Below are 18,932 nucleotides of genomic sequence, written 5' to 3'. Positions count from 1 at the left end.
ACTCACTTTTTCGACACGGCGTTGAGCGCAATACCTCCTCCTTTACCCCCTGCAGCCTTGGCATCTCCCGTGGCTCCAGCGAGGCCTTGAAGGACGTTGCCGGCGCGAACGCCTGCCCAAGCCAAGGCCATGACCCAGAAGGTGGGCATTACGATGAACATTGTGCCCATGACGAAGTTCAGGAGCATGTCGCCGAACGCATTGTTCAACCCGACCAGTGGATCAAAGTTGTTGTGCGGCCGGTTCCAGCCCCAGCCCCACCCATAGAGCGCGTCGAGGATAGTGCTGTCGATCCAGCGTGCGAGCTGGAACCAAAAATCCACGAAGAACAGCGCGAATTGCACGACGCTGACGGTAACGACCGTCTTCAGGTCATAGGTGCCAATGACCAGCACGAGCGGGATGCAGATGACCAGCGCCATCTTGAGCAAGGCGAGCACCATGGGCAGCGCCTGGCGAACGACGTCCATGGCAGGGAACGCTGCGATTCCCCCGACTGCCATTCCTACGTCGCCGGCCGCGCGCGTGATGACGTTCGGCAAGGTCTTGTCGATCTGGCCACCGTAGTCCGTATAGACGCTCCCCTGGTTCAGTTTCTGCTGTCTCGGTGAAGCGATGGTGCGGATCACGGAGTCGTCCACCTCGGCGCGGCTCAGAAACCCGGCCCAGCCCGCCACCCGCGTGAGCAGATTTGGGTCCACTTGGCCCAACAGCCGCGCGCGCAAGCCATTGCTGCCGTCGGCCCACCATTGCCTGCAGGTCGGATAGCCACCGCCGCTGGACACTTGGGCCAGCCCAGCATCACGGTCACTGTCGTAAGGCCAGTCATCGCGTGGCGTGCTCGACCGATAGTTGTCGTAGTAGCCGGCCGTGTCCGTGAAAAAGCGGGAGCCAATCCAGGTCACGTCGTGCATCTGCGCCTCATCGAGGTTCGGGCGCTGCATGAACAGCTTGGCGCGGGCCGGCCCGTAGCAGTCGTGCGTGAAATCCGCGACCTCCTGAGCCAAAACCGGGTCGTCGATGCGCGTGGCGTCGATCTCCATCCGCATCTGCCGCAAATCAGTGCCGCAAGGGATCGCCGCCACGGAAGCTCCCGTGACCGCACGCGAGAGCGCGTGCATGAAGGCCCACCACACCGGCAGCTTGGCGCTCTGGTTGTTGAGCGTCGAGAAGGACTGCGACCAGCCCGTGCCGGTAGGCTGCGGCACGCTGACCTGGCACTGCGCCGAGCGCGAGCTGTCGTACTGGATGGTGTTGAGGTCCACGTCGATGAACGGAATGCCAGCGAACATCACCACCACGATGGCGACGAACACCCGGTTCTCAATGCGCGCAGCCGACAGCACGCCCTTGTTGCCCTCGTCCGCGCCTTCCGCGCGTGCCTTGAGCCATTCCTGCACGATGATCGCCACGAAAGGCAACGCGAATACCCCGCTGGACACCAGCACGGCCCAGATTCCGTTATGGACGATCCAGGAGACTAGGGTGAGGTAGTACTCCAGGTAGTCGGTCGTAAAAAGCGTCATTGCCTGAATCTCCCCTCAGCCCTGCATCAGCAGGCTGGCTTCCAGCGCTACGATTGCGATGACGCCAGCGATCTCGCTGCGCACCAGGCGGCGCCGTGCCTGCCCATCCGCGCCGTTCTGGGCCTCGCGCGCCAGCAACCGGCGGCGCATCCAGACCCATCCATAGGCTGTCGCGCCGTACAGGCACAGCCGCCACACCAGGAAGTAGCCCGCAGTGGCGGCCAGCCACTGCTCCCAGCCGTCAACGCTGCCGACCAGGTAGATGCCGACGACGTTGGCCCCCACGGCAGCCGCGATGATCACCACCGTCCATAGCAGCGCCTTCACCGCGTGCCGGCTGAACAGCCGGCCCAGCCAGTTCGCGCGCGGACTCATGGCCGGCCTCCCGGGTTGCCCTTCTGCAACTGGTCGAGGCGGTCGGGCACCGGGTCCCCCTCATAGACGCCGCGCGAACCCGCCGCGCGCGTACCGTGGCGCTGGATGATGGCCATCGGCGAGTTGTTGGCCAGCTCGCGGCGCAGCTCCAGCTCGGTCTTGAGGTTGCGGATCTCGCGGTCGAGCGTGTCGCTCTCGTGGTTCACCGCCTCGACCGCCAACTGGTTGGCCGCCACGTTGGGTTCCTTCTTGCCCGTCAGCAGGGTCCGCTGGAGCAGCAATGCTTTCTCCAGCACCGACGAGAGCGCGACCTCGGACGCTAGGCGTCGCGCGAGCAGGTCCTGGTCCGGCTCGTCGCGCAGTGCCTCGATCACGCCGCGCGTGATCGGCAGCGACGTGCTGCCGGCCTCGCGCAGGTTCTCGAAGGTCGTGTTGCGCGTCCCCGAGATCAGCTCCTGCAAGGTTTCCAGCTTCACCTCGTATTCTTCCTGGATCAGCGGCGTCAGTCCGACGCCGGGCACCGTCTCGGTCTTGGTGCAGGCATCGCAGGTGCGCTGCTCCTGCTCCCCGAGGACCCGTGTGGCCCATTCGATCGCCTGCTGCGGCGAGGTCCAGGTCTGGCACGACAGGCTCACGCAACTGGCTGATGCGATGGATGACGTGTCGGTCACGCCACGGCCGTTGACCAGGTTGTAGCCCGCGCGAGTGACATCGCCGACCACCCGAATAGCCGGCTGGCCTGCGCCACCGGCATTGCTGCCGCCCACCCAGGGCACGCCATCATTGCCCCGGCGCGTCTCGGCCTGCTCGATGGCCGACACGGCGTCCGTGCTCGACACCGCATCGCGCAGCGCCATGCCTTCGGCCATCTGGCTCCAGCCAAGCTGGCCGCCCGCCATCTCGGCCATCTTCTCGGCCATGGCGCGGCACGTCAGCTTGGAACGGTCGAAATCCAGCCGCGCTTGCAGCACGCCATTCGTGAGCAAGTTGTACAAACCGGGATCGGCGCGTTGGATGATCAGCGCCGGCAGGGATGCCACGGCACTCGTGGCGCTCTGGATCACGTTACCCATGATCTGCTGGAAACCATTCGTGATGCCATTGAGCTGATTGCGCAGGGTGGTCTGAAGGCTCATGTCACCGCAGATCAGGTTGCTGTTCCACCCCACGCCGACCCCGATCGAACGCATGCCGGCGGCGCGGCCCATGGACACTGCGCTGCCGCCGCCGATCGAGTACATGACGTCATCGCCGACGACGGGGCCGCTGTTCTGGTATCCGGCCTGTGCCCATGCCAGGCCGCAGCCCAGGGCGAGCGCGCCGGCCAGTGCCGTCGGACGCAGCAGGCGGTACGCCCTGGTGGAGAGATTCGTCGGTTCAGGACGCTTCATCGTGGCACCTCAGAGGAAATCAACGCTGCCAAGAAACACCTGCCCACGGCGTTCACAGCACGCATAGGGCCGCCACAGCGCCCACGCGTAATCGCCTTGCTGGGCCTGTGTCAGGGAGCCGTTGCGCGGGAAGACCGAGCATGACGATGACAGGACGGGTGTGAGTTCCTGCCACTTGCCCGTCGAGGCGTCGCCTTCGACCAGCTCGCCAGCCGGCCAGTAGCCATCACGGGCGTTGGCGAGCAGCGGCTGGTACACGTGCAACTGCCCGCGGCGAGTGACGACATCGCCCGCACGCTGGGCCACCACGGCACCAGCCTTGTGGTCGTCTGTCTGATGCAGGAAGCCGCCGCGCGGATACACGTTGCCCCAGAGGTTCAACGTCGAGCGCACGCCGATCTCGCGCGTCCCGGGGATCAGTGCCTCCGGGTAGGCCATCTCGGGCACGTTGTAGCGCCAGGCCAGCGTGTCCAAGGTGCTGAGCAGATACGGCATGAACGCCGTGCCCGCGCCCTCGCAGAAGTAGCCCGATGAGGAGACGAACTGGTTGAATACCTCGACGCCGGGATGCCCGATGACATCCGCGTTCTTGAATTTGGCGAGGTTGTTCTCGTGGTCTTCGTTGGTGGTGCCGTCACCACCGGCCTGAGCTGAAGGATTGGGCGTGCTCATCGCCCGAACCTCGGCCCAGGGGTTTTCTCCGGTATTGCTGTAGCTGGAGACGACCGCATCCGGGATGTAGTGGCGCACTTTGACCGACGTGCGCACCGTGCAGCCGGTCCAGGTGCAGTACAGCCAGTAGCAGATCCCGACGACGCGGTATTCGAGGCAGTCTGGCGATGCCACCGAGCCGACGATGGTTGCGGTGTTGAGCGCATAGCTGCCCGTGGCGCTGAGCAGCAGCACGGATGCCACGCCAGCACGCAAGCGGCGCATCAGGTCGAATGGGCGGGTCACGGCTGGGCCCTCCGGTGCTGCTCGATGCGCGCGACAGCGCGGGCCACATCGGGTTCGCCATAGACGACGTAGCGTTGATCCACCACGACGGCCGGGATGCTGGTGATGCCCAGGCTCCATGCGTCGGCAACGCCCTGGTAGGCGGAAGCGATGCGGCGTTGGAGGTCGGTGCCGCCGCTGTTCAGCCGACGCTTGACGAGGGCGGTCGCCTGTTCGGGTTCGGCGGGCAGTTCCGCAGAAAGCTCCGCTTCAATCCGGTACGCTTCGTCCAGCTCGATCAGCCGCTCGCCGCCCATGGTCTTGACCGGATGGCGGCTGTCGGTGATGACCAGCACATCGGCAGCGAATGTGGCCGGACTGAAGACACCCAAGGACACCGGCAGTACAACGGCCAGGCCAAGGGCTCGCCAGCTTGGAGCGGACCTGGGAAAAGATGCTGGCATGACGCGTGCCCCGGAAGTTGATCAGGGCCATAGTCAAACGCCGAACCCGGTCCGGCCCCCACAAACAATGCGCATCGCGGACACCCCGCATACCTGCTTGCTTCTCGGCAAGGAAGAAGCGGAGGCCGAAGCCCCCGCTGTGATCAATGAAGCGATGTGCTACAGCAGGCCGTGCTCCGCGAAGGAGTACGGAATTCCCTGGCCGACGATGATGTGATCCAGTACCCGAACATCGATCAGCGCCAGCGCGGCCTGCAGTTGCTGGGTCAGCGCGCGGTCGGCGCTCGACGGCTCAGTGGCTCCCGAGGGATGCTGGTGCGAAAGAATGACCGCGGCGGCATTCAGCTCCAAAGCACGCTGCACGATGACACGCGCGTGCACCGTGGCCGAATTGATCGTGCCTCTGAACATCGGCTCGTAGGCCAGCACCTGGTGCAGGCTGTCCATGAACACAACGACGAATACTTCGTTGGGCTCGGCGACCAGTTTCAGACGCAGGTAGTCCCGCACGGCTGCTGGCCGGTCGAGCCGGGGGCCGGCTTTGAAAACCCGCTGTTCCAGCAGCGCGATGGCTTGCTGGATGATCCAGTCTTCGTGCTGGGCTGCGACGACGGAAAGCGACTCCACGCAGGAGTCATTGACGACGAAAGACATGACGAACCTCCGGGTGATGAGATCGGAGGCGCATGCCCAGGGAGGGCAAGCCCTCCTGGGGATGGGAACAACGGAACATGATGCATCCACCACCGCGGGTGCGGTGATCGTTCGCGGCCAGGATGCGAGGCGAACGGGTAGCGATCAGCGCAGAGGACTGCGCCGTAGCCTCAAGGACCGCAGGCTACCTGGGCATGTCGCCGACAACGTCGGCAGGCATTTCGGTGGTCGGTGCGGCGGCCGAGTCGTCAGCCGACAGCATGTCCATGGCCGAAAGCAAGGAGTCGCCCTCGATCGGCCCTTGCAGTAGGATTGCCTGACCGGTCTGGCGATCATGCAGCCGGATAGATGGCGTGGCGGTCACGCCGCCCTTCGTGGCTTCCTCGGCCTGGGCGCGGATCACCGCATCCGGCCGCTTGCTTGCCAGACAGTGCTCGATGGCGGGCGTAAGGTCTGGATAGCTCAGGCCGTCGGGCAAGCCCTGGCCGTCGCTGCGTGTATGGGCATAGACCCATTCGATGGCCCGCCAGAAGGCAGCTTGCCCGCCGACCTCAGCGGCGCATTCGGCCAGGCGTGCTTCGGCGGACGCGGCCGGCTCATGCGCGGCCAGCGGCTGGTGATGCCATTGCAAGGCAACGTCGGTATTGGCTCCCACCCACTGCTTGAGCCTCGGAAAATAATCCCGGCAGAACGGGCATTCCAGGTCGGCATAGAGCGTCAGCGTAAAGCGGCCGTCCTGGTTGCCCATCTGCCACGGCGGCCCCGCCGCCTGCGCAGCGCTGTGCGGGGCGGACGACTGCGTTAAGGATTCGCCGGACGACTGGAACACGAGCCAGATCAGCAGTAGCGCGACCAGCGTAGCGGCCGAGACCCAGATCCAGCGCTTCCGCGAGCGATGGCGACGGAACGCCTGCACTTGCATCGGAATGAAGGGACGTTTCGGCTCCATGGCGTTCTCCGGCTATTGCGGCAGGTCCAGGGCCGGCGACTCGATGCCGCGTGCCTGGTCGATGTTCTCGGCCACCTTGAAGGCCGCCTCCAGTTCGGTGATGCCGTACTGCTGCATGAGCTGGTAGCGTTCGGCCTTCTCCTCGGGTTCGGTCTGCGCGAGTGCGAGGTAGAGGCTTGGCGGTACGGCCCGAAACAGCACCTCCATCGACTTCGACAGGATCACGCCTTCGGTGAATTTCCCTGCTTCCTTGCGTGCGGAAAGCATCAACGCCTTCTGCGCGGGCGAGAGTTCGCGAAAGCGCGCGATCTTCTCCACCTCGTCCGGCGGCATCGACAGGCAGATCCACCACTCGATCATGTTGAGCATGGGTTCTGCGGCACGGGGCAGATCGTCAATGTTCTGCGTCGCGAGCCAGAACCACGCGCCCAACTTGCGCCACATCTTCGTGATCTTCACGACGTAGGGCGCGAGCAACGGGTTCTTGGTGATGATGTGGCCTTCGTCGGTCACATTGACGATCGGTCGGCCCAGATACTGGTCGCGCTCGGCGATGTTGTTCACCGTGCTGATCAGGCTGATGTACGCGATGGAGAGCTGCGCGTTGTAGCCCTCGCGAGCATAGGTCGCGAGATCCACCAGAGTGATGTCGGCCTCGGGCCAAGGGGAACCGTCCCGATCGAACATCTCGCCATCCGTGCCCTGGCAGAACATGTCCATTGCGTCCGCCATCTCCAGCAGCCGCACGCGCCGCATCTCTGGCAGCGTGCTGTCGTTGCCCCGCGCGCGCAACGCATCACGCACATCACGCGTGAGCACCGTGCGCCTCTTGGCCACGCAGCGCTCGGCAGCATCCAGAATGCACTGGCGGATCAGCGAGCGGTCGGCCCGCGTCATGCGGGCTTCTTCCTTGTCTTCCCCACCTGTGATCATCAACCGCGCGGTGATCTCCAACTCGCCCAGTACGTCGCGTTGCTCGTCCGGCTCCATGGCCGAGGCATCGGGTGGCAGCTCTTCGTCCAGCGCATCGGCATCGAGCGTTTGCACGTCGCTGGGTGTCTCGATCAGCCGGCGCGCATCGGCAAACGGCGCCAGGGTCACGCCCGAGCCAGGGGCCAGCTTCACGCGGTTGACCGTCAGACCCAAACGCCTGGCAAATTCGCTGAACAAACCGAAGCTGTTGCCAGCCTCCACGATGAAGAGCCGCGGCCGGTAGATGGCCGTGACCTGGTTCAGCAGGTTGTTGAGCGTGGCGCTTTTGCCCGAGCCGGTTGGGCCGAACAGGAACAGATGGGCATTCATCTGTCGGTCCAGGCGGTTGAGCGGGTCGAAAGTGATCGGGCCGCCGCCGCGGTTGAACATCGTGATGCCGGGGTGCCCGGTGCCCTGAGCACGGCCCCATACCGGCGACAGATTCGCCGCGTGCTGGGCGAACATGAGTTGCGTGTACCACTTGCGCCGGTCTTGGCTGGGGTTGTAGCAGCACGGCAGCCAGCGCAGGTAGCTGTTGAGCGGCGCCACCTCGTCGTCCTCGCGCACCGGCTGCAAGCCGGCGTTGAGCATCACGTTCGCCAGATCCAGCCCGCGACGGTTCAGCTCGGCTTCGTCACGCCCGCGCAGGTAGAACGCCAGCGTGCCCCGGTAGAGCTTGTGCGCGCTGCCGATGAGCGAACGGGCCTCGTGCACATCCTTGAGCGTCTGCTCGGATGCCAGGGTTTCGCCCACGGCCTTCTTCGCCAGGTGATTCAAATCCGATTCGAGGACATCCTGCGGTGTGGCGACCATCGTCAGGCACATCAAGGTGTCTTCGGGCATCTGGTCGAACAGCGTGTTGATCGCATCGCCCTTGCGGGTCTCTCCGGTCAGATGCCCGGCGCCGGGTGGCATCCGTAGCCGGTCGGTGATCAGCACGCGGTGCGGCATGCCGTCGAAGGTCCAGGTACCGCGCGCTACGTCGGAGCGCGGTTGCCCAAAGAACAACCGTTGGCTGAAATCCCGTCCGCTCGCCAGTTCGATCTCGCCGTCTTCGGTCTCATCGGGATAGCGTGCCAACGCATAGAAGCGCTCGCGGTCCTCGACCGCAGGCCCGAGCAACGCGGGATTGGGGTTGAACCACCGCAGCAGCCAGTCGTGAACGTCGGTTGCGACCATACGCCGGGCCTGAATACCGGCGTTGGCCAAGCCACCACACAGGCGATCGCAGACGATATTGAGCATCTGCTCCGGCGTCTGGCCACGGCGGCTCGCCTGTCCGCTGGAACGCCGATAGACCACCATCCGTACACGCCGGCTTTGGCCGCGCCAGCGCAGGCGCGTGACCACGGTGTCCTCGAACAGGCCACCCGGCTTGGCCACCGCGCGCAGGTGATGACCGAAAAAGCGCAGGTAGAACTCGGTGAAAGCTGTATCGCGTGCGCGCGGCTGCACGTAGTCGCGCAGGGTCTGCATGTACTGGTCGAAGCTGGCCTCGTCCTGGGCGTAGAGCTGGAGTACCCAGGGGTGCTCGTCCAATTCATCGAAGCTGTCTTGCAGCGCATTCTCCAGGGCATCCCGGGCATGTGCGAGCCAGCCGGGTTCCCGGCCCTCGGTGCCCAGCGGCACCAACTCGTAGAAGGCCGCGACCGATTGCCCGTCCTCCAGCAGCATGGCCTTCGACTCGGGCAGGAACTCCACCCAAGGCAGCAGTTCCACGAACGAAGGCGCGACGTCGTACAGCGCCTGCTCGTCGGCCACCGTTGCCGACCTGCGCCCGCGGACCGCCGAGCCGGGTTCGGGAATACCGGCCTGGCGCAAGGCCTCAACATGGCGCTTCCAGCCGTCCGGTTGCTCTTCATCGCCAGCACTGGATGCGGCCAGCTTCGGCCAAGAGAGTTTCCAGCGCATCAATAATCCTCCACGCGCTCGCCCGGCATGGCGTACTGGGTACGCTGGTACAGGGGGAAAACGGTCGTGTAGCCCGGCACAGGTATGGGGTCGGTGCCCGCCAGGTGGGGGAACACATACATCACAAGGTCGGGATTCGGCAGGCGCTGAAATTGGCGATAGACTTCGTTGCGCGCCGTGCGCGTGTAGCGCATCTGCTCAGAAGGTGCGGCCTGCACGTCCGCTTCGGTCAGCGGCCGACGCAGGCTTTGACGCGCATCGAGCAATTGCCTGCGCGCTACCTGGCCAGCACCGCCGCCACCGTCGCCGGCTTCCTGCTGCCAAATGTCCATCATCGTGCTGCTACCGTGGGGCAGCAGCTTTTCCTTGCTGGTGGCGCAGCCGCCGAGCACCGCAACGGCAACGGCCAGCGCAAGGCCACGGGTCAAGTCAGTCAAGTTCGAGAGCATGGCTTTCTCCTGCGCGGTGATCGACCTTGCGACCCTCGGGGTCGAAGTCGATGGCAAGGGGTTTTTCGAGGTGGACAGCGACTTTCGCGCCGGGCTGCACATAGACGGCGGCGAAGGCCTGCCCGTAGAGCTTGTTGACCCAGTTCGACATTTCCTGGACGCCACCGGCGAGAATCCGGCCCACGGCCTCCTGACCACTGATGCCCACAGTGCCGATGGAGCCGTCCGAGCCGACGTAGGACATCTGGCCGCTGTCGCTTTCGATGAGCGAGGCCACGCCGGCACCGGCCGCGGTGATCAGGGCCTGCGAACCGAGGTACTGCTGGGCGTTGCTGCGCCGCTCCCCACTGACGCAGGGAATGCCATAGGGATCGCTGATCCAGCCCAGGCCATCGCGTTGCTGGTTGTTCTGCTGGTTGCCCTCGCGGTCCTCGGGAATGGTGCGGATGGTTCCGTCATGAAAGACGAACGTAATGCTGCGCACCTGGCCGCGCACGCACGAGAGCGTCCAGTCGCCCGAGGCTGTGCCGCTGAACACGGCGCCCGCCACGTCGGGAATATCGATGCCGTTGGCCGTGAGGTTGTCGGGGCCCACCAGGACTTTGAAGGGGTACGGGTCGTTCACGGTGCCGTCGATCGGCACACGGCCGATTAGCGCGGTCATCGCCACCGATCCCATGAGGGTGGAGTTTGTCGGAACCGTATAAACAGCCTTGGCGGTCTTGACGCCGGCGGCGCGTGCGCCCGCGTTCGCCACGGTTTCCGCCGTGGTTTCCAGCGTGCGCTGCGCCGGTCCAAAGCTCGTCGGAAAGCTCATGGCGCCACTGGACGAGCCGCGCGCCTCAGCCTTCTTCGCGTCGTCCGGTTCCACCCAGCGCACGCCGCCTTCCATCCCGGCCTCGTCGCCGTCGCGCAGTCCCAGGCCCACCGGCAGGTCGGCATGGCCGCCGCCACGACCGCCGATCGCCTCCAGGCGTCGCTGCAAGTCCGCGAGCAAGCCTTCGGTTTGCTGGCGCTCGCTCGCGGCTTGCTGCTGGTCGCGCCGCAGGTTGGAACGCTCGGCTTCGAGCGCGGCGTTGATGCGCTGATCGATCGAGTTCTCGCGCTGGCGCAGGCGTTGGTTTTCCTCGCGCTGAGACTTGTTGTCGGACAGCGCGGTCTGAAGCTCGGTGCGCAGTTGCTTGACCTGCGCGACCAGCGTGGCGACGGTATCGCGCGGGGTATCGCCCTCGATGCCCAGCGCCTTCATCTCTTCGGGCGTGAGCTGGCTCCCCGCGTCGGCTTGGGAAAGTGTCGAAGGTCCGCCGCCCGAGAACAGACGGACGCCGATGAACAGCACCAGGAGGGCCACTGGGATCATCAGCCACTTCAGGAGTCCGTTACTGCGCATGACGGGCCTCCTTGCCGTTCTCATCCGCATTCGGTTGCGGCAGATGCACGGCCGGGTCGAAGCGGTGAATGGCGGGCAGCAGCGATTGCGCAAGGCCCCGCCCGCGCGTTACCAGGTACACGGTGGTGGTGTCCTCCGGTGTGCCGCGCGGGCCCAACGCCTCATGCTGGAAAGTGGCGGTGAGGAAATCGCCTTGCAGCACGCGCGGGTCGAGCGTGATCCAGGCGGCACTGCTGTTCGTGAGACGCACGGCAGTGACCCACTGATCCTCCAAGCGCCAGGATGCGAGCGCGACGGCGCGCACCGACAACGTCGGCATCAGCGTGCCGAGGTCCAGGTTGCGGCGCAGGTTGACGCGCATCACGCCCGCAAGTGGCTCAACCGTACGCAGCGGTGCGTACAGGTTCTGCGCGGCAAACCGCGTCAGCACGACCGCGACCGGCGTTTCGCGCCGGGCCGGCGGCGCGCCCGTCGAATCACCAGAGCGTGCCGACACTTTATCGGCGCCCGCTGGCTGACCGCCATAGCGCGCTGAAGCGGTATTGCCCTCGACGATGCGCACCGGCTCCAGCTCCGCTTCGCCGTCCTTGGGCGGCTCGGCCGCAATGTCCAGCAGGATCAATGCGCCCGTGTCGGCGTCTTGCAGTTGCAGCCGTGCGGGCTCGATTGGCTCGCTGGCGCGCAGGTACACCGCGCCGCCCGCGCTCTGCACCCGCAGGCGCTCGCCCACGGCGGCCGGCACGCCCACGCGCACGTTCCGGTCGATGAACACAATGCGCTCCTGGCCGACCTTCAGGGGAACGGCCAGCGGCATGCGCTCCCAGCGCAGGATCTCCACCGCCTGGGCCGCAGATGCCAAGGCCACGGCCAGCAGCCCCAGCAAGGCGAGGGAGTAATGCTGTAAGGAGTGCTTCATGGGGTTTCTCCTTGAGGCGCTTGCGAAGGCAACCTGCCAGATGTCGGGCGCGTCGGCTCCGGGACGTTGATGCGCTGGGGCGTGCCGTCGTAGCAATCGAGCGCCAGGCCGAACGGGTTGCGTGAGGGATCGACGTCCACCCGCGTGACTTTGATGGGGTAGCGCACCAGGGCGCGCTTGACCTGCTCAGCGCCGTAATACTCGTCGGCGCTGATGTCTAGCGTCACCACCCAGTCGCGGTCGGAGACGACGCGCACGCGGGCGGTGGGATCGTCGCCATAACCACGGCCCGGGATTTCATAGATGCCGCGCACGCGCTGGCGCAGCTCGCCGGTGCTGCGCCGGTAGTCGTAGTCGGCACGCAGAAAGGCGTGACAGGCTGGCGTGAGGTATGGCGAGAGCGCGTGCAGGTTGCGCGGGTAGTCTTCCTCGCCATTGGTCGGCCAGCGGTTGAGCTGCTGGAACACGTAGAACGTGAAGGCATAGACCGATTCGGGTGGCACTTCCCACCACTTGCGGGTGCTGCCGGAGCGCAGGTCAGGCGGGACGTGGATGGTCAGATCGCGCGGGGCACTCCACCAACCGCCACCCATGACCAGCGCGACGATGACCAGCGCGCCCGCGCCCAGGCGCAGCGTCTTAATGTGCGCCTGCAGGTGGGTGATCTCGTTCTTGAAACGGCTCATCGCGTCCCCCTTGCAACAGACCTTCGGGTGGTCCAGAAGCCGGAACGCGAGATCAGCACGTGGCCGCCCACCCAGCCGGCAGCCAACGGATGCTTCGTGGCGATGCGCCACTGCAACTGCCGGTACAGCCAGGTGTCGGGACGGCCGCGCTTGAGCCGACGTAGGATACCGCCGCCCACGAACACACCAAACGCCACGCCCAGCACGATGAATGTGGGCGCCAGCGCAATGGTGCGGGACACCCAGGACAGCGGCGCGCCGATCAGCAAGCCGGCGCCGCCAGACAAGCCGCAGCAGATCCACAGTTCGTCTGCGGTAAGGCCGCGCACCACAATGGGATGGCGGTTGAGCCGGTGTGGAAGGAACGTGACCGTCCCGTCCGCACGGACGTGCTGCTGCTCGGACATACCGACCTCGCTTACAGGATGCCGGTGGCTTCGGTGAGCAGCCAGATGCCGATCACGAGCAGCACGGCGCCAATGGCGACCGTGAGGCCGAACTGGCCCCAGGTCTTGCGGCCGGTGTGGATCTCCGCGTAGGTGCCGTAGGCGTGATAGCAGACACCGATGAACATCGACGCCACCACCAGGAGGGCCACGAGCATGATGATGTCGTAGCCGTAGTTGCGGATCGTCTCCATGATGCCGTTGCCCGTGCCGCGAGTCGGGTTCTCCAACTGCGGCAGACCCTGCGCGTACGACAGCGCAGGCAGCGCGGCTGCACCCAGGGCCACGGCGGCGCGCTGGGCAAAACGGGAAGTGAGGATGCGGTTATGCATGGTCAGGCCTTTCAGGTCAGGAGAGGAGGAAGAAAGTCAGGACGAGGTACATCGCGACGAAGCGGATGCAGACGCCGAGGAACTGGCGTTGGTTGAGGCGGCTCTCGGACCACCCCACGTAGGCCGTTCGGATGGCCCAGACGCCCCAGACGAGCAGGACCGCGAGCACGACACCGACCAGGACGGTCGCCATCGCGGAAGGCGCGATGCCGCTATTGGCTTGAAAAGCCGAGACCTGGGCGCCGTTCATGGCTTGCCCTCCGCAGTCGTAGCCGGCAGCGGCTCAGCCGGCCGCTCGGTGCGATAGTCGCCGGCCAGTTCGGAGGGGTCGCGCGGCTGGGCGCGCGACGGTGTGAGATGGGCCTGGATGCCAGCGCGCACGCGGGCCAGGTCGGCCAGCAGCCGCGGGTAGTCGAAGTGGTAGCGCTCGCCCGGAATGACGGCGGTGTGCGCGGCGCTGTCGGTCACGGTGCGCTCCAGCGCGTCGAGCTGGCGCAGCGCGCCGGCCAGTTCCTGGCGCTGTGCCGGGGACTCGGCCACCGCCATCGGGGACTGACCCATCAGGAGGGCCGTCACGAGAAAAGTGGGCACGCCGCGATGCGCGGCGCGCAGCCAGGTTGAAGCCACCATCGCGCCATTCCTGTGTGATCAGCAATGGCTCGATCGTGGAGATCAGGGCGACTTCAGGCCGCAAACAATAGGAACTCGCGGGCGACCGGATTGATGGTCTAGAGATACTTTTTGAAGCTGCCGGCGGTCAGGCTCACGGCCAAGCCCAGCAAGGCGGCACTCGGCAGGAGGATCAGCAGCGGATGCACCGAGATCGGCAGTGCCAGGTAGGTGATCCACGGCAGCACGGCCAGCGGCATCAGGCTGGCTTTCGCACGATGGTAGATGAAGCCCGATTCACGCCCGGCGCCAAATCGACGCACGTCACGCCGAACCAAGCCGTCGATCAGCCCGACGAATGCCGCCGTGAAGATCAAGGGCAGCGTGAGCGCCAGAACCAACAGCCGCACAAGAAAGGTCAACGTCGTGAACGCGGCGGCAATCAGGTAGCTCTCGGCCCAGACATAGACCTGGCTGATGAAGTACCGAAAGTTCCGCGTCTGTCCCTGGCTGGGCGTGCGGGCGCGCTCAGCGGTCTGACTCATGCGTTCCAGCAGCCCCGAGCGCACGAACACCCATTCGTAGCCGGTATCCACCAGCTCGTGCGCCGTGCGCCCCGGCTCCTGCACGACCACGCTGCGCGTGAAGTGATTGGACAGGTGCCCCAGTTCGTACTGCAACATCTGCTGAGAATGGCGCCAGCCCTGTTCCTTCCAGAACAGGTGCATGCCGACGCACTCCACCACGATGGAGAACAGCAGCGAGCCGATCAGCACCCCGAGCAGCCGGAACGGCAAGGTGATGGTGCCGACGATCAGACCTTGGCGCTGGTTCTGCTCCCGCTGCGCGGTCGAGGCGGCATCTTTCATGGCGAGGCCTCGTTTTCGGCGCTGTCGTCGGCGCCGGTGGCCGCCGCGGCAGACTCGACCGGCTTGGCCAGCTCGGCGTCATCGAGCAGATCGTCGGGCAAGGCCGCATCCTGTAAGGCTGGGGAACTGGTGAACTCCCACCATTGGGTGGCATCGGTGTAGCTCTGGCGCATGTAGCCCGCCAGTTGTTGCAGATCCTGCGGCATGGCCTCATCGGGGTCCGGCGCCGGCAGTGGCATCCTGATTTTCCAGAGTTGGCCGCCCTGCAGCAGCGCGAAGCACTGCCCCTTGGGCAGGCCGACGATGTGGGAGGGCTCGATCATTGGCACGCTGGACATGCTGATACGGTCCTGCGTGTTGCTGGTGAAATCCGTCGCGCCGCGGATGTCCGAACTGTCGGTCGCACCGGAGACGATGGTGGTCGTATAGACCTCGACCTTCGGCAATTGCCGGGTCAGCAGTTCGGCGGTGGCCGTCTCCCGGACCCTGAGCATGAACAGGTTGTTGAAGTTGCCGATCACCTGGCCGGCTTTCGCGCGGTTGCCAATGCGGGCTTCAATGTCCGAGAGCGTCTGCGTGTACGCAGTAACTTGCAGGCCGGCGCCGCCACCCTTGTTGATGAGCGGTATGAACTCGTCGCCCATCAACTCATTGAATTCGTCCGCGTGCACGTTGATCGGCACGCGTGTGCCTGCCGATGCACCGGGTAAGCCATCATCGATCCCGTGCTTGTAGATGTGCCCTGCGACGGATACTAGATCCGAGAACATGGAATTGCCGACCGCTGCGGCGACTTCAGCGTCCGAGAGCGCATCCAGGCCCACATAGACCACGGCGCGCTTTCTGATGACTTGCATCCAATCGAAGATCGGGCGCGGATCGGCCAGGTCGGAGTAGTTCGGGGCCAGGAGCTGGGCGATCTTGCCGCTGGTGAGCTTCTCCAGCAGCGGCAGCAACGATGCGACGATCTTGTCGAAGTACGTCTTGTCGTAGCGGACTGCAGAGCGCAGGCCGTCGAGTACCGGGTCGTAGTTGCGCGCCTGGGAAAGGTACTGCTCCAGCGCCACCACGCGCTTCTCGCGCCCGATCATGTTGCGCGGGATGTTCTTCTCATTGAGCTTGGCCTCGATCTGGACGATCACCTCCCAGGCCTTGGGCTCGGTCTTGGCGAAGAAGTGCTGGGCGTACTCGATGAACAGCGCGTCGATGTTGATGACGTGCCGCTGGATCAGCATGTAGTCCGGGCGCTGCCCCAGTTCCACCAAGGCGCGGGCGATGATGTTGACGAAGCGCCATGCGAACTCGCGGAATGCCGCGCTGTTGCCTTCGCCGGAGAGCTGTCCCGCGATGCGTGTCGCCACTTCCGAGATCCGACCGAAGCGACCCACCGCGTTGTAGCGGGCGCTGATTTCCGGCCAGCCCAAATGGAAGATGTAGAACTCACCCTCGCGGCCCACGCGCTTGGCCTCGACGTACATGCGCTTCAGGAGGTCGGCATCGCCCTTGGGGTCGATGACGATGACGACCTCATGCTCGCCGGATGCGTTCTTGCGCCGGATGTCCTGCGTCACGAACAACTCGGCCAGCCGGGTCTTGCCCACGCGGGTGGTGCCCAAGACCAGCGAATGCCCGACGCGCTCGCCCAGCGGCAGGCTGACGTCCACCTCCTCCGGCTCGATGCCGTGCAATCGCGGCAGGCCCCCCACGGGCGGCAACGGCCGAACGGGGTTGAAAGGCACATCCCAGCCTGTGAGCCTCGGCAGGCGTGAAAGCGGAAACGGCGCGAACTCCAACCGTTCTTCCAGACGCCGCGCCAGCCGATAAGCGGGTGTCGGCTCAACGTAGCGGCGAAACTCCGGCCGGTACGTCTGCATCAGCCGATGGGTGTGCTTCTGCTCCCAGAGAAAGCCCCGACCGATGAAGAGCCGCTGCTGGCTGACCGGCACGTCGCGGCTGGTCATCACGTACCGCGGCAGGCGGCGGATGTTGCGCCGATAGCACAGGATCACGCGGGCATCGCGGTAGCGGATGGCACCGTAGGCGCCGAACGCCAGCGCGCTGCCGACGCCCATGCCGGGGCTCAGTGCGAGCGACCACGGGGCCACCAGGGACAGAAACGCGGCACCTGCACACGCTGCGACGGTATATAGCTCCACCGCAGGGCGAAGCAGAACCTCAACCGGCTGTTTGCCCGACATGGCTTCATTGCTCGATGCCGGTGGCCGTGATCAGCGCCGGGTAGTGCCTCAAGCCCAGACGCTCAGCCAGGTCATCGCCCGCCACGGGTGCCAGTGGCACGCCGGGCGCCAGTGCGCGCAGCCGCGCCAAGGTTTGTGCGGTCTCGACATTGACCACCAGGCCGACCGCGCCGCGCTCGTGCAAGGAGCCCGCATGGCGCTGCAGCCAGTCCCGGGAAGCCTTGTCGTCGCCAATGACCACGAACGGCCGCAGGCCCGGTGCCTCGATCACCCGTCGCGCGACGGTGCCGGGCGTGAGCTTGGCGCTGCGCACCGGCAGCATCGCAGCCTCATCCGCGGGTGTCGCGGGAACCTGCGGCATCGGGATGGGCGACCGCGCTGCACCGTTGTCCCGCGGCTGGAGGTTGAGTGCTTCGTAGTACGGCAGCGCCGATGCACCGCCACGGTCCTCGACCACGATCAGCGGCACGCCGGCACGCGAGGCCAGCGGCAGGATCGTCAGCAGCATGAGCAGGCCCTTGAACGTGAGATGGGCCAGATGGGATTTCGTCATGGGGAGGTCTCCTGGCGCGCGGCGGACGCCGCAGTGGTTGAGCGCGCACCCTGCACGCGGGCGAGGTGGCGGGATACGCTGCGCCGGTAGCGGGCGGCCGGCTCACCACCCGCGGGGCGGTGGTAACGGCCGACCGCCACCAGCCAGTCCTCACCGGGGGTGTGCTGTTCTTTCAGAATCTCGGCGGCGATGGCGAGGTTGCGGTACGGGTCAAGCAGGTCGCACGCGGTGCTGTAGCGCTGCTGGTGGTAGCCGAGGTTGATCTGCCCAAGGCCCGCGTCGATGCGCGTATGAGGCGTCGAGCGCATCGCCCGCTGCAAACCCGCGCAGGCGTCGGCTCGGGTCGTGTAGCGGCGCGACTGGCCGGCGACGTTGAGGGACCAAGGCCACGGGACGATGCGCCCGTTGCGTCGGATACCGCTCTCTTGCAGGGCCACGGCGTAGAGCACCGTCGAAGGGATGCCCGCGCGCTGGGCGGCAAGCTGGTAGGCCGGCGGCGGAACCTCCTGGGCATAGACGGTGCTGACGTACAGGCCAGCAGCGACCACCAGTGCGCGCAGCGGCGCCGTCAGGGTTGGCGCTGCCATTGGCCGTTCACCTCGCGTACGACCGCTGGTAAGTCGCCGGGCAGGCCCAGCGACAGCCAGCGGCCGCCGTCGTGGTTGAGCGTGATGCTGCCGCTGCGCACGCGGGCCGGATCGATTTGCGCGCGCTTGGCCCAATCACGGATGCGTGCATCGTCCTGGCGGCTGCCGACCATGTACAGGTCGAACTCGGTACCCGAGGATTGCAGGCGCTGCACGAGCTGTCCGCAGGCCGCGCAGCCGTCCTTGACGAACACCGCCATGCGGCCGCTGCCGCGCACTGCGCCGGCGCTGGGCTTATCGTCAGGCAGGTTCACCCGTTGCATGCCGGGGTTTAAGCGCTGCCAGGCTTCGTCGTAGGCACGTTGATAGGCAAGCAGCTTCTCGACGCGGCGCGCTTCGATTTGCACCTGCAGTTCTGCGTAGCGCCGCCGTTCCTCGTCGGTGCGGGCCTCAATACCCAAGGCGGACAGCGGGTCCAGGTTGGGCGAGTAGATGCCTAGCGGCCCGTCCATCAACTCGCGATAGCGCGTCCATTCCTGCGGTTGCAGGCCCCAGTCGCTTGCTACCTTGTCATCTGGGGTTCGGGCGACCAGCGGACGCTCCTGGCTCTGCGCATTGCGGGCCGGGGCGGTGGCCGGCTGCTGCGCCCAGGCGGGCAACTGGGCGGATGCCAGCAGGAGCGCGAAAAGGATGATCGACGGCTGCATGTCGTGTGCTCC

21 protein-coding genes are annotated in these 18,932 nt (G+C 65.8%); all 21 read right to left on the bottom strand.

The window, feature by feature from the left end:
• Window positions 1-2: 2 nt before the first annotated feature.
• The 21 genes from PLAV_RS17425 to PLAV_RS17325 all read right to left on the bottom strand — a co-directional run bounded on the left by PLAV_RS17425 (window position 3) and on the right by PLAV_RS17325 (window position 18,920).
• Window positions 3-1,526: a conjugal transfer protein TraG N-terminal domain-containing protein gene (locus PLAV_RS17425; protein WP_012112346.1), complete on the bottom strand. Its 1,524-nt coding sequence runs from the start codon at window positions 1,524-1,526 to the stop codon at window positions 3-5.
• Window positions 1,527-1,541: 15 nt separating this feature from the next.
• Window positions 1,542-1,901 carry a hypothetical protein gene (locus PLAV_RS17420; RefSeq protein WP_012112345.1) on the bottom strand — a complete coding sequence of 120 codons (360 nt, stop codon included), beginning with the start codon at window positions 1,899-1,901 and terminating at the stop codon, window positions 1,542-1,544.
• Window positions 1,898-3,292: an integrating conjugative element protein gene (locus tag PLAV_RS17415; RefSeq protein WP_012112344.1), complete on the bottom strand. Its 1,395-nt coding sequence runs from the start codon at window positions 3,290-3,292 to the stop codon at window positions 1,898-1,900. The genes PLAV_RS17420 and PLAV_RS17415 overlap by 4 nt, the downstream gene beginning before the upstream one ends.
• 9 nt (window positions 3,293-3,301) lie before the next feature.
• Window positions 3,302-4,249, bottom strand: coding sequence for a TIGR03756 family integrating conjugative element protein (locus PLAV_RS17410; protein WP_012112343.1), 948 nt, complete (start codon window positions 4,247-4,249; stop codon window positions 3,302-3,304).
• On the bottom strand, window positions 4,246-4,620 hold the full coding sequence (locus tag PLAV_RS17405) for a TIGR03757 family integrating conjugative element protein (RefSeq protein WP_425357291.1): 375 nt from the start codon (window positions 4,618-4,620) through the stop codon (window positions 4,246-4,248). The genes PLAV_RS17410 and PLAV_RS17405 overlap by 4 nt, the downstream gene beginning before the upstream one ends.
• A 231-nt stretch (window positions 4,621-4,851) precedes the next feature.
• Entirely contained in the window at window positions 4,852-5,346 is a 495-nt protein-coding gene (locus PLAV_RS17400; protein ID WP_012112341.1) for a JAB domain-containing protein, read from the bottom strand.
• 184 nt (window positions 5,347-5,530) lie between these two features.
• Window positions 5,531-6,295 (bottom strand): DsbA family protein, encoded by a 765-nt coding sequence (locus tag PLAV_RS17395; protein ID WP_012112340.1) that lies wholly within the window; start codon window positions 6,293-6,295, stop codon window positions 5,531-5,533.
• A gap of 12 nt (window positions 6,296-6,307) precedes the next feature.
• On the bottom strand, window positions 6,308-9,178 hold the full coding sequence (locus PLAV_RS17390) for a conjugative transfer ATPase (protein ID WP_012112339.1): 2,871 nt from the start codon (window positions 9,176-9,178) through the stop codon (window positions 6,308-6,310).
• A complete protein-coding gene (locus PLAV_RS17385; RefSeq protein ID WP_012112338.1) occupies window positions 9,178-9,627 on the bottom strand; it encodes a TIGR03751 family conjugal transfer lipoprotein in 450 nt (149 codons plus the stop codon). The genes PLAV_RS17390 and PLAV_RS17385 overlap by 1 nt, the downstream gene beginning before the upstream one ends.
• Complete coding sequence (locus tag PLAV_RS17380) at window positions 9,608-11,017, bottom strand: TIGR03752 family integrating conjugative element protein (protein WP_012112337.1); 1,410 nt, start codon at window positions 11,015-11,017, stop codon at window positions 9,608-9,610. Before PLAV_RS17380 ends, PLAV_RS17385 begins: the two co-directional genes overlap by 20 nt.
• A complete protein-coding gene (locus PLAV_RS17375) occupies window positions 11,007-11,933 on the bottom strand; it encodes a TIGR03749 family integrating conjugative element protein (protein ID WP_012112336.1) in 927 nt (308 codons plus the stop codon). The genes PLAV_RS17380 and PLAV_RS17375 overlap by 11 nt, the downstream gene beginning before the upstream one ends.
• A complete protein-coding gene (locus PLAV_RS17370; RefSeq protein ID WP_012112335.1) occupies window positions 11,930-12,619 on the bottom strand; it encodes a PFL_4703 family integrating conjugative element protein in 690 nt (229 codons plus the stop codon). Before PLAV_RS17370 ends, PLAV_RS17375 begins: the two co-directional genes overlap by 4 nt.
• Window positions 12,616-13,026, bottom strand: a complete 411-nt coding sequence (locus PLAV_RS17365) for a TIGR03750 family conjugal transfer protein (RefSeq protein ID WP_012112334.1) — start codon at window positions 13,024-13,026, stop codon at window positions 12,616-12,618. Before PLAV_RS17365 ends, PLAV_RS17370 begins: the two co-directional genes overlap by 4 nt.
• 11 nt (window positions 13,027-13,037) lie before the next feature.
• Window positions 13,038-13,397 (bottom strand): TIGR03745 family integrating conjugative element membrane protein, encoded by a 360-nt coding sequence (locus tag PLAV_RS17360; RefSeq protein WP_012112333.1) that lies wholly within the window; start codon window positions 13,395-13,397, stop codon window positions 13,038-13,040.
• Between the two features lie 16 nt (window positions 13,398-13,413).
• Complete coding sequence (locus tag PLAV_RS17355; RefSeq protein ID WP_012112332.1) at window positions 13,414-13,647, bottom strand: TIGR03758 family integrating conjugative element protein; 234 nt, start codon at window positions 13,645-13,647, stop codon at window positions 13,414-13,416.
• Window positions 13,644-14,027, bottom strand: coding sequence for an integrative conjugative element protein, RAQPRD family (locus PLAV_RS17350; RefSeq protein ID WP_012112331.1), 384 nt, complete (start codon window positions 14,025-14,027; stop codon window positions 13,644-13,646). The genes PLAV_RS17355 and PLAV_RS17350 overlap by 4 nt, the downstream gene beginning before the upstream one ends.
• Window positions 14,028-14,125: 98 nt before the next feature.
• Window positions 14,126-14,875, bottom strand: a complete 750-nt coding sequence (locus PLAV_RS17345) for a TIGR03747 family integrating conjugative element membrane protein (protein WP_012112330.1) — start codon at window positions 14,873-14,875, stop codon at window positions 14,126-14,128.
• On the bottom strand, window positions 14,872-17,073 hold the full coding sequence (traD, locus tag PLAV_RS17340; RefSeq protein ID WP_012112329.1) for a type IV conjugative transfer system coupling protein TraD: 2,202 nt from the start codon (window positions 17,071-17,073) through the stop codon (window positions 14,872-14,874). The genes PLAV_RS17345 and traD overlap by 4 nt, the downstream gene beginning before the upstream one ends.
• A gap of 4 nt (window positions 17,074-17,077) precedes the next feature.
• A complete protein-coding gene (locus PLAV_RS17335; protein ID WP_012112328.1) occupies window positions 17,078-17,626 on the bottom strand; it encodes an integrating conjugative element protein in 549 nt (182 codons plus the stop codon).
• Complete coding sequence (locus PLAV_RS17330; RefSeq protein WP_012112327.1) at window positions 17,623-18,213, bottom strand: transglycosylase SLT domain-containing protein; 591 nt, start codon at window positions 18,211-18,213, stop codon at window positions 17,623-17,625. Before PLAV_RS17330 ends, PLAV_RS17335 begins: the two co-directional genes overlap by 4 nt.
• The gene (locus tag PLAV_RS17325; RefSeq protein ID WP_012112326.1) at window positions 18,195-18,920 is read right to left on the bottom strand and encodes a TIGR03759 family integrating conjugative element protein; all 726 of its coding nucleotides are present in this window, start codon (window positions 18,918-18,920) and stop codon (window positions 18,195-18,197) included. Before PLAV_RS17325 ends, PLAV_RS17330 begins: the two co-directional genes overlap by 19 nt.
• Window positions 18,921-18,932: the final 12 nt, after the last annotated feature.

It is taken from the genome of Parvibaculum lavamentivorans DS-1 (assembly GCF_000017565.1).
Lineage (GTDB): Bacteria > Pseudomonadota > Alphaproteobacteria > Parvibaculales > Parvibaculaceae > Parvibaculum > Parvibaculum lavamentivorans.
Note: the sequence above shows the minus strand (reverse complement) of the source record. Positions and strands in the feature narration are given on the sequence as shown.

Bases quoted from the DNA above. Each gene is read 5' to 3' on its own strand.
- PLAV_RS17425 (WP_012112346.1), bottom strand. From the start codon at position 1,526: ATGACGCTTTTTACGACCGACTACCTGGAGTACTACCTCACCCTAGTC.
- PLAV_RS17420 (WP_012112345.1), bottom strand. From the start codon at position 1,901: ATGAGTCCGCGCGCGAACTGGCTGGGCCGGCTGTTCAGCCGGCACGCG.
- PLAV_RS17415 (WP_012112344.1), bottom strand. From the start codon at position 3,292: ATGAAGCGTCCTGAACCGACGAATCTCTCCACCAGGGCGTACCGCCTG.
- PLAV_RS17400 (WP_012112341.1), bottom strand. From the start codon at position 5,346: ATGTCTTTCGTCGTCAATGACTCCTGCGTGGAGTCGCTTTCCGTCGTC.
- PLAV_RS17395 (WP_012112340.1), bottom strand. From the start codon at position 6,295: ATGGAGCCGAAACGTCCCTTCATTCCGATGCAAGTGCAGGCGTTCCGT.
- PLAV_RS17390 (WP_012112339.1), bottom strand. From the start codon at position 9,178: ATGCGCTGGAAACTCTCTTGGCCGAAGCTGGCCGCATCCAGTGCTGGC.
- PLAV_RS17385 (WP_012112338.1), bottom strand. From the start codon at position 9,627: ATGCTCTCGAACTTGACTGACTTGACCCGTGGCCTTGCGCTGGCCGTT.
- PLAV_RS17380 (WP_012112337.1), bottom strand. From the start codon at position 11,017: ATGCGCAGTAACGGACTCCTGAAGTGGCTGATGATCCCAGTGGCCCTC.
- PLAV_RS17375 (WP_012112336.1), bottom strand. From the start codon at position 11,933: ATGAAGCACTCCTTACAGCATTACTCCCTCGCCTTGCTGGGGCTGCTG.
- PLAV_RS17370 (WP_012112335.1), bottom strand. From the start codon at position 12,619: ATGAGCCGTTTCAAGAACGAGATCACCCACCTGCAGGCGCACATTAAG.
- PLAV_RS17365 (WP_012112334.1), bottom strand. From the start codon at position 13,026: ATGTCCGAGCAGCAGCACGTCCGTGCGGACGGGACGGTCACGTTCCTT.
- PLAV_RS17360 (WP_012112333.1), bottom strand. From the start codon at position 13,397: ATGCATAACCGCATCCTCACTTCCCGTTTTGCCCAGCGCGCCGCCGTG.
- PLAV_RS17355 (WP_012112332.1), bottom strand. From the start codon at position 13,647: ATGAACGGCGCCCAGGTCTCGGCTTTTCAAGCCAATAGCGGCATCGCG.
- PLAV_RS17350 (WP_012112331.1), bottom strand. From the start codon at position 14,027: ATGGTGGCTTCAACCTGGCTGCGCGCCGCGCATCGCGGCGTGCCCACT.
- PLAV_RS17345 (WP_012112330.1), bottom strand. From the start codon at position 14,875: ATGAAAGATGCCGCCTCGACCGCGCAGCGGGAGCAGAACCAGCGCCAA.
- traD (WP_012112329.1), bottom strand. From the start codon at position 17,073: ATGTCGGGCAAACAGCCGGTTGAGGTTCTGCTTCGCCCTGCGGTGGAG.
- PLAV_RS17335 (WP_012112328.1), bottom strand. From the start codon at position 17,626: ATGACGAAATCCCATCTGGCCCATCTCACGTTCAAGGGCCTGCTCATG.
- PLAV_RS17330 (WP_012112327.1), bottom strand. From the start codon at position 18,213: ATGGCAGCGCCAACCCTGACGGCGCCGCTGCGCGCACTGGTGGTCGCT.
- PLAV_RS17325 (WP_012112326.1), bottom strand. From the start codon at position 18,920: ATGCAGCCGTCGATCATCCTTTTCGCGCTCCTGCTGGCATCCGCCCAG.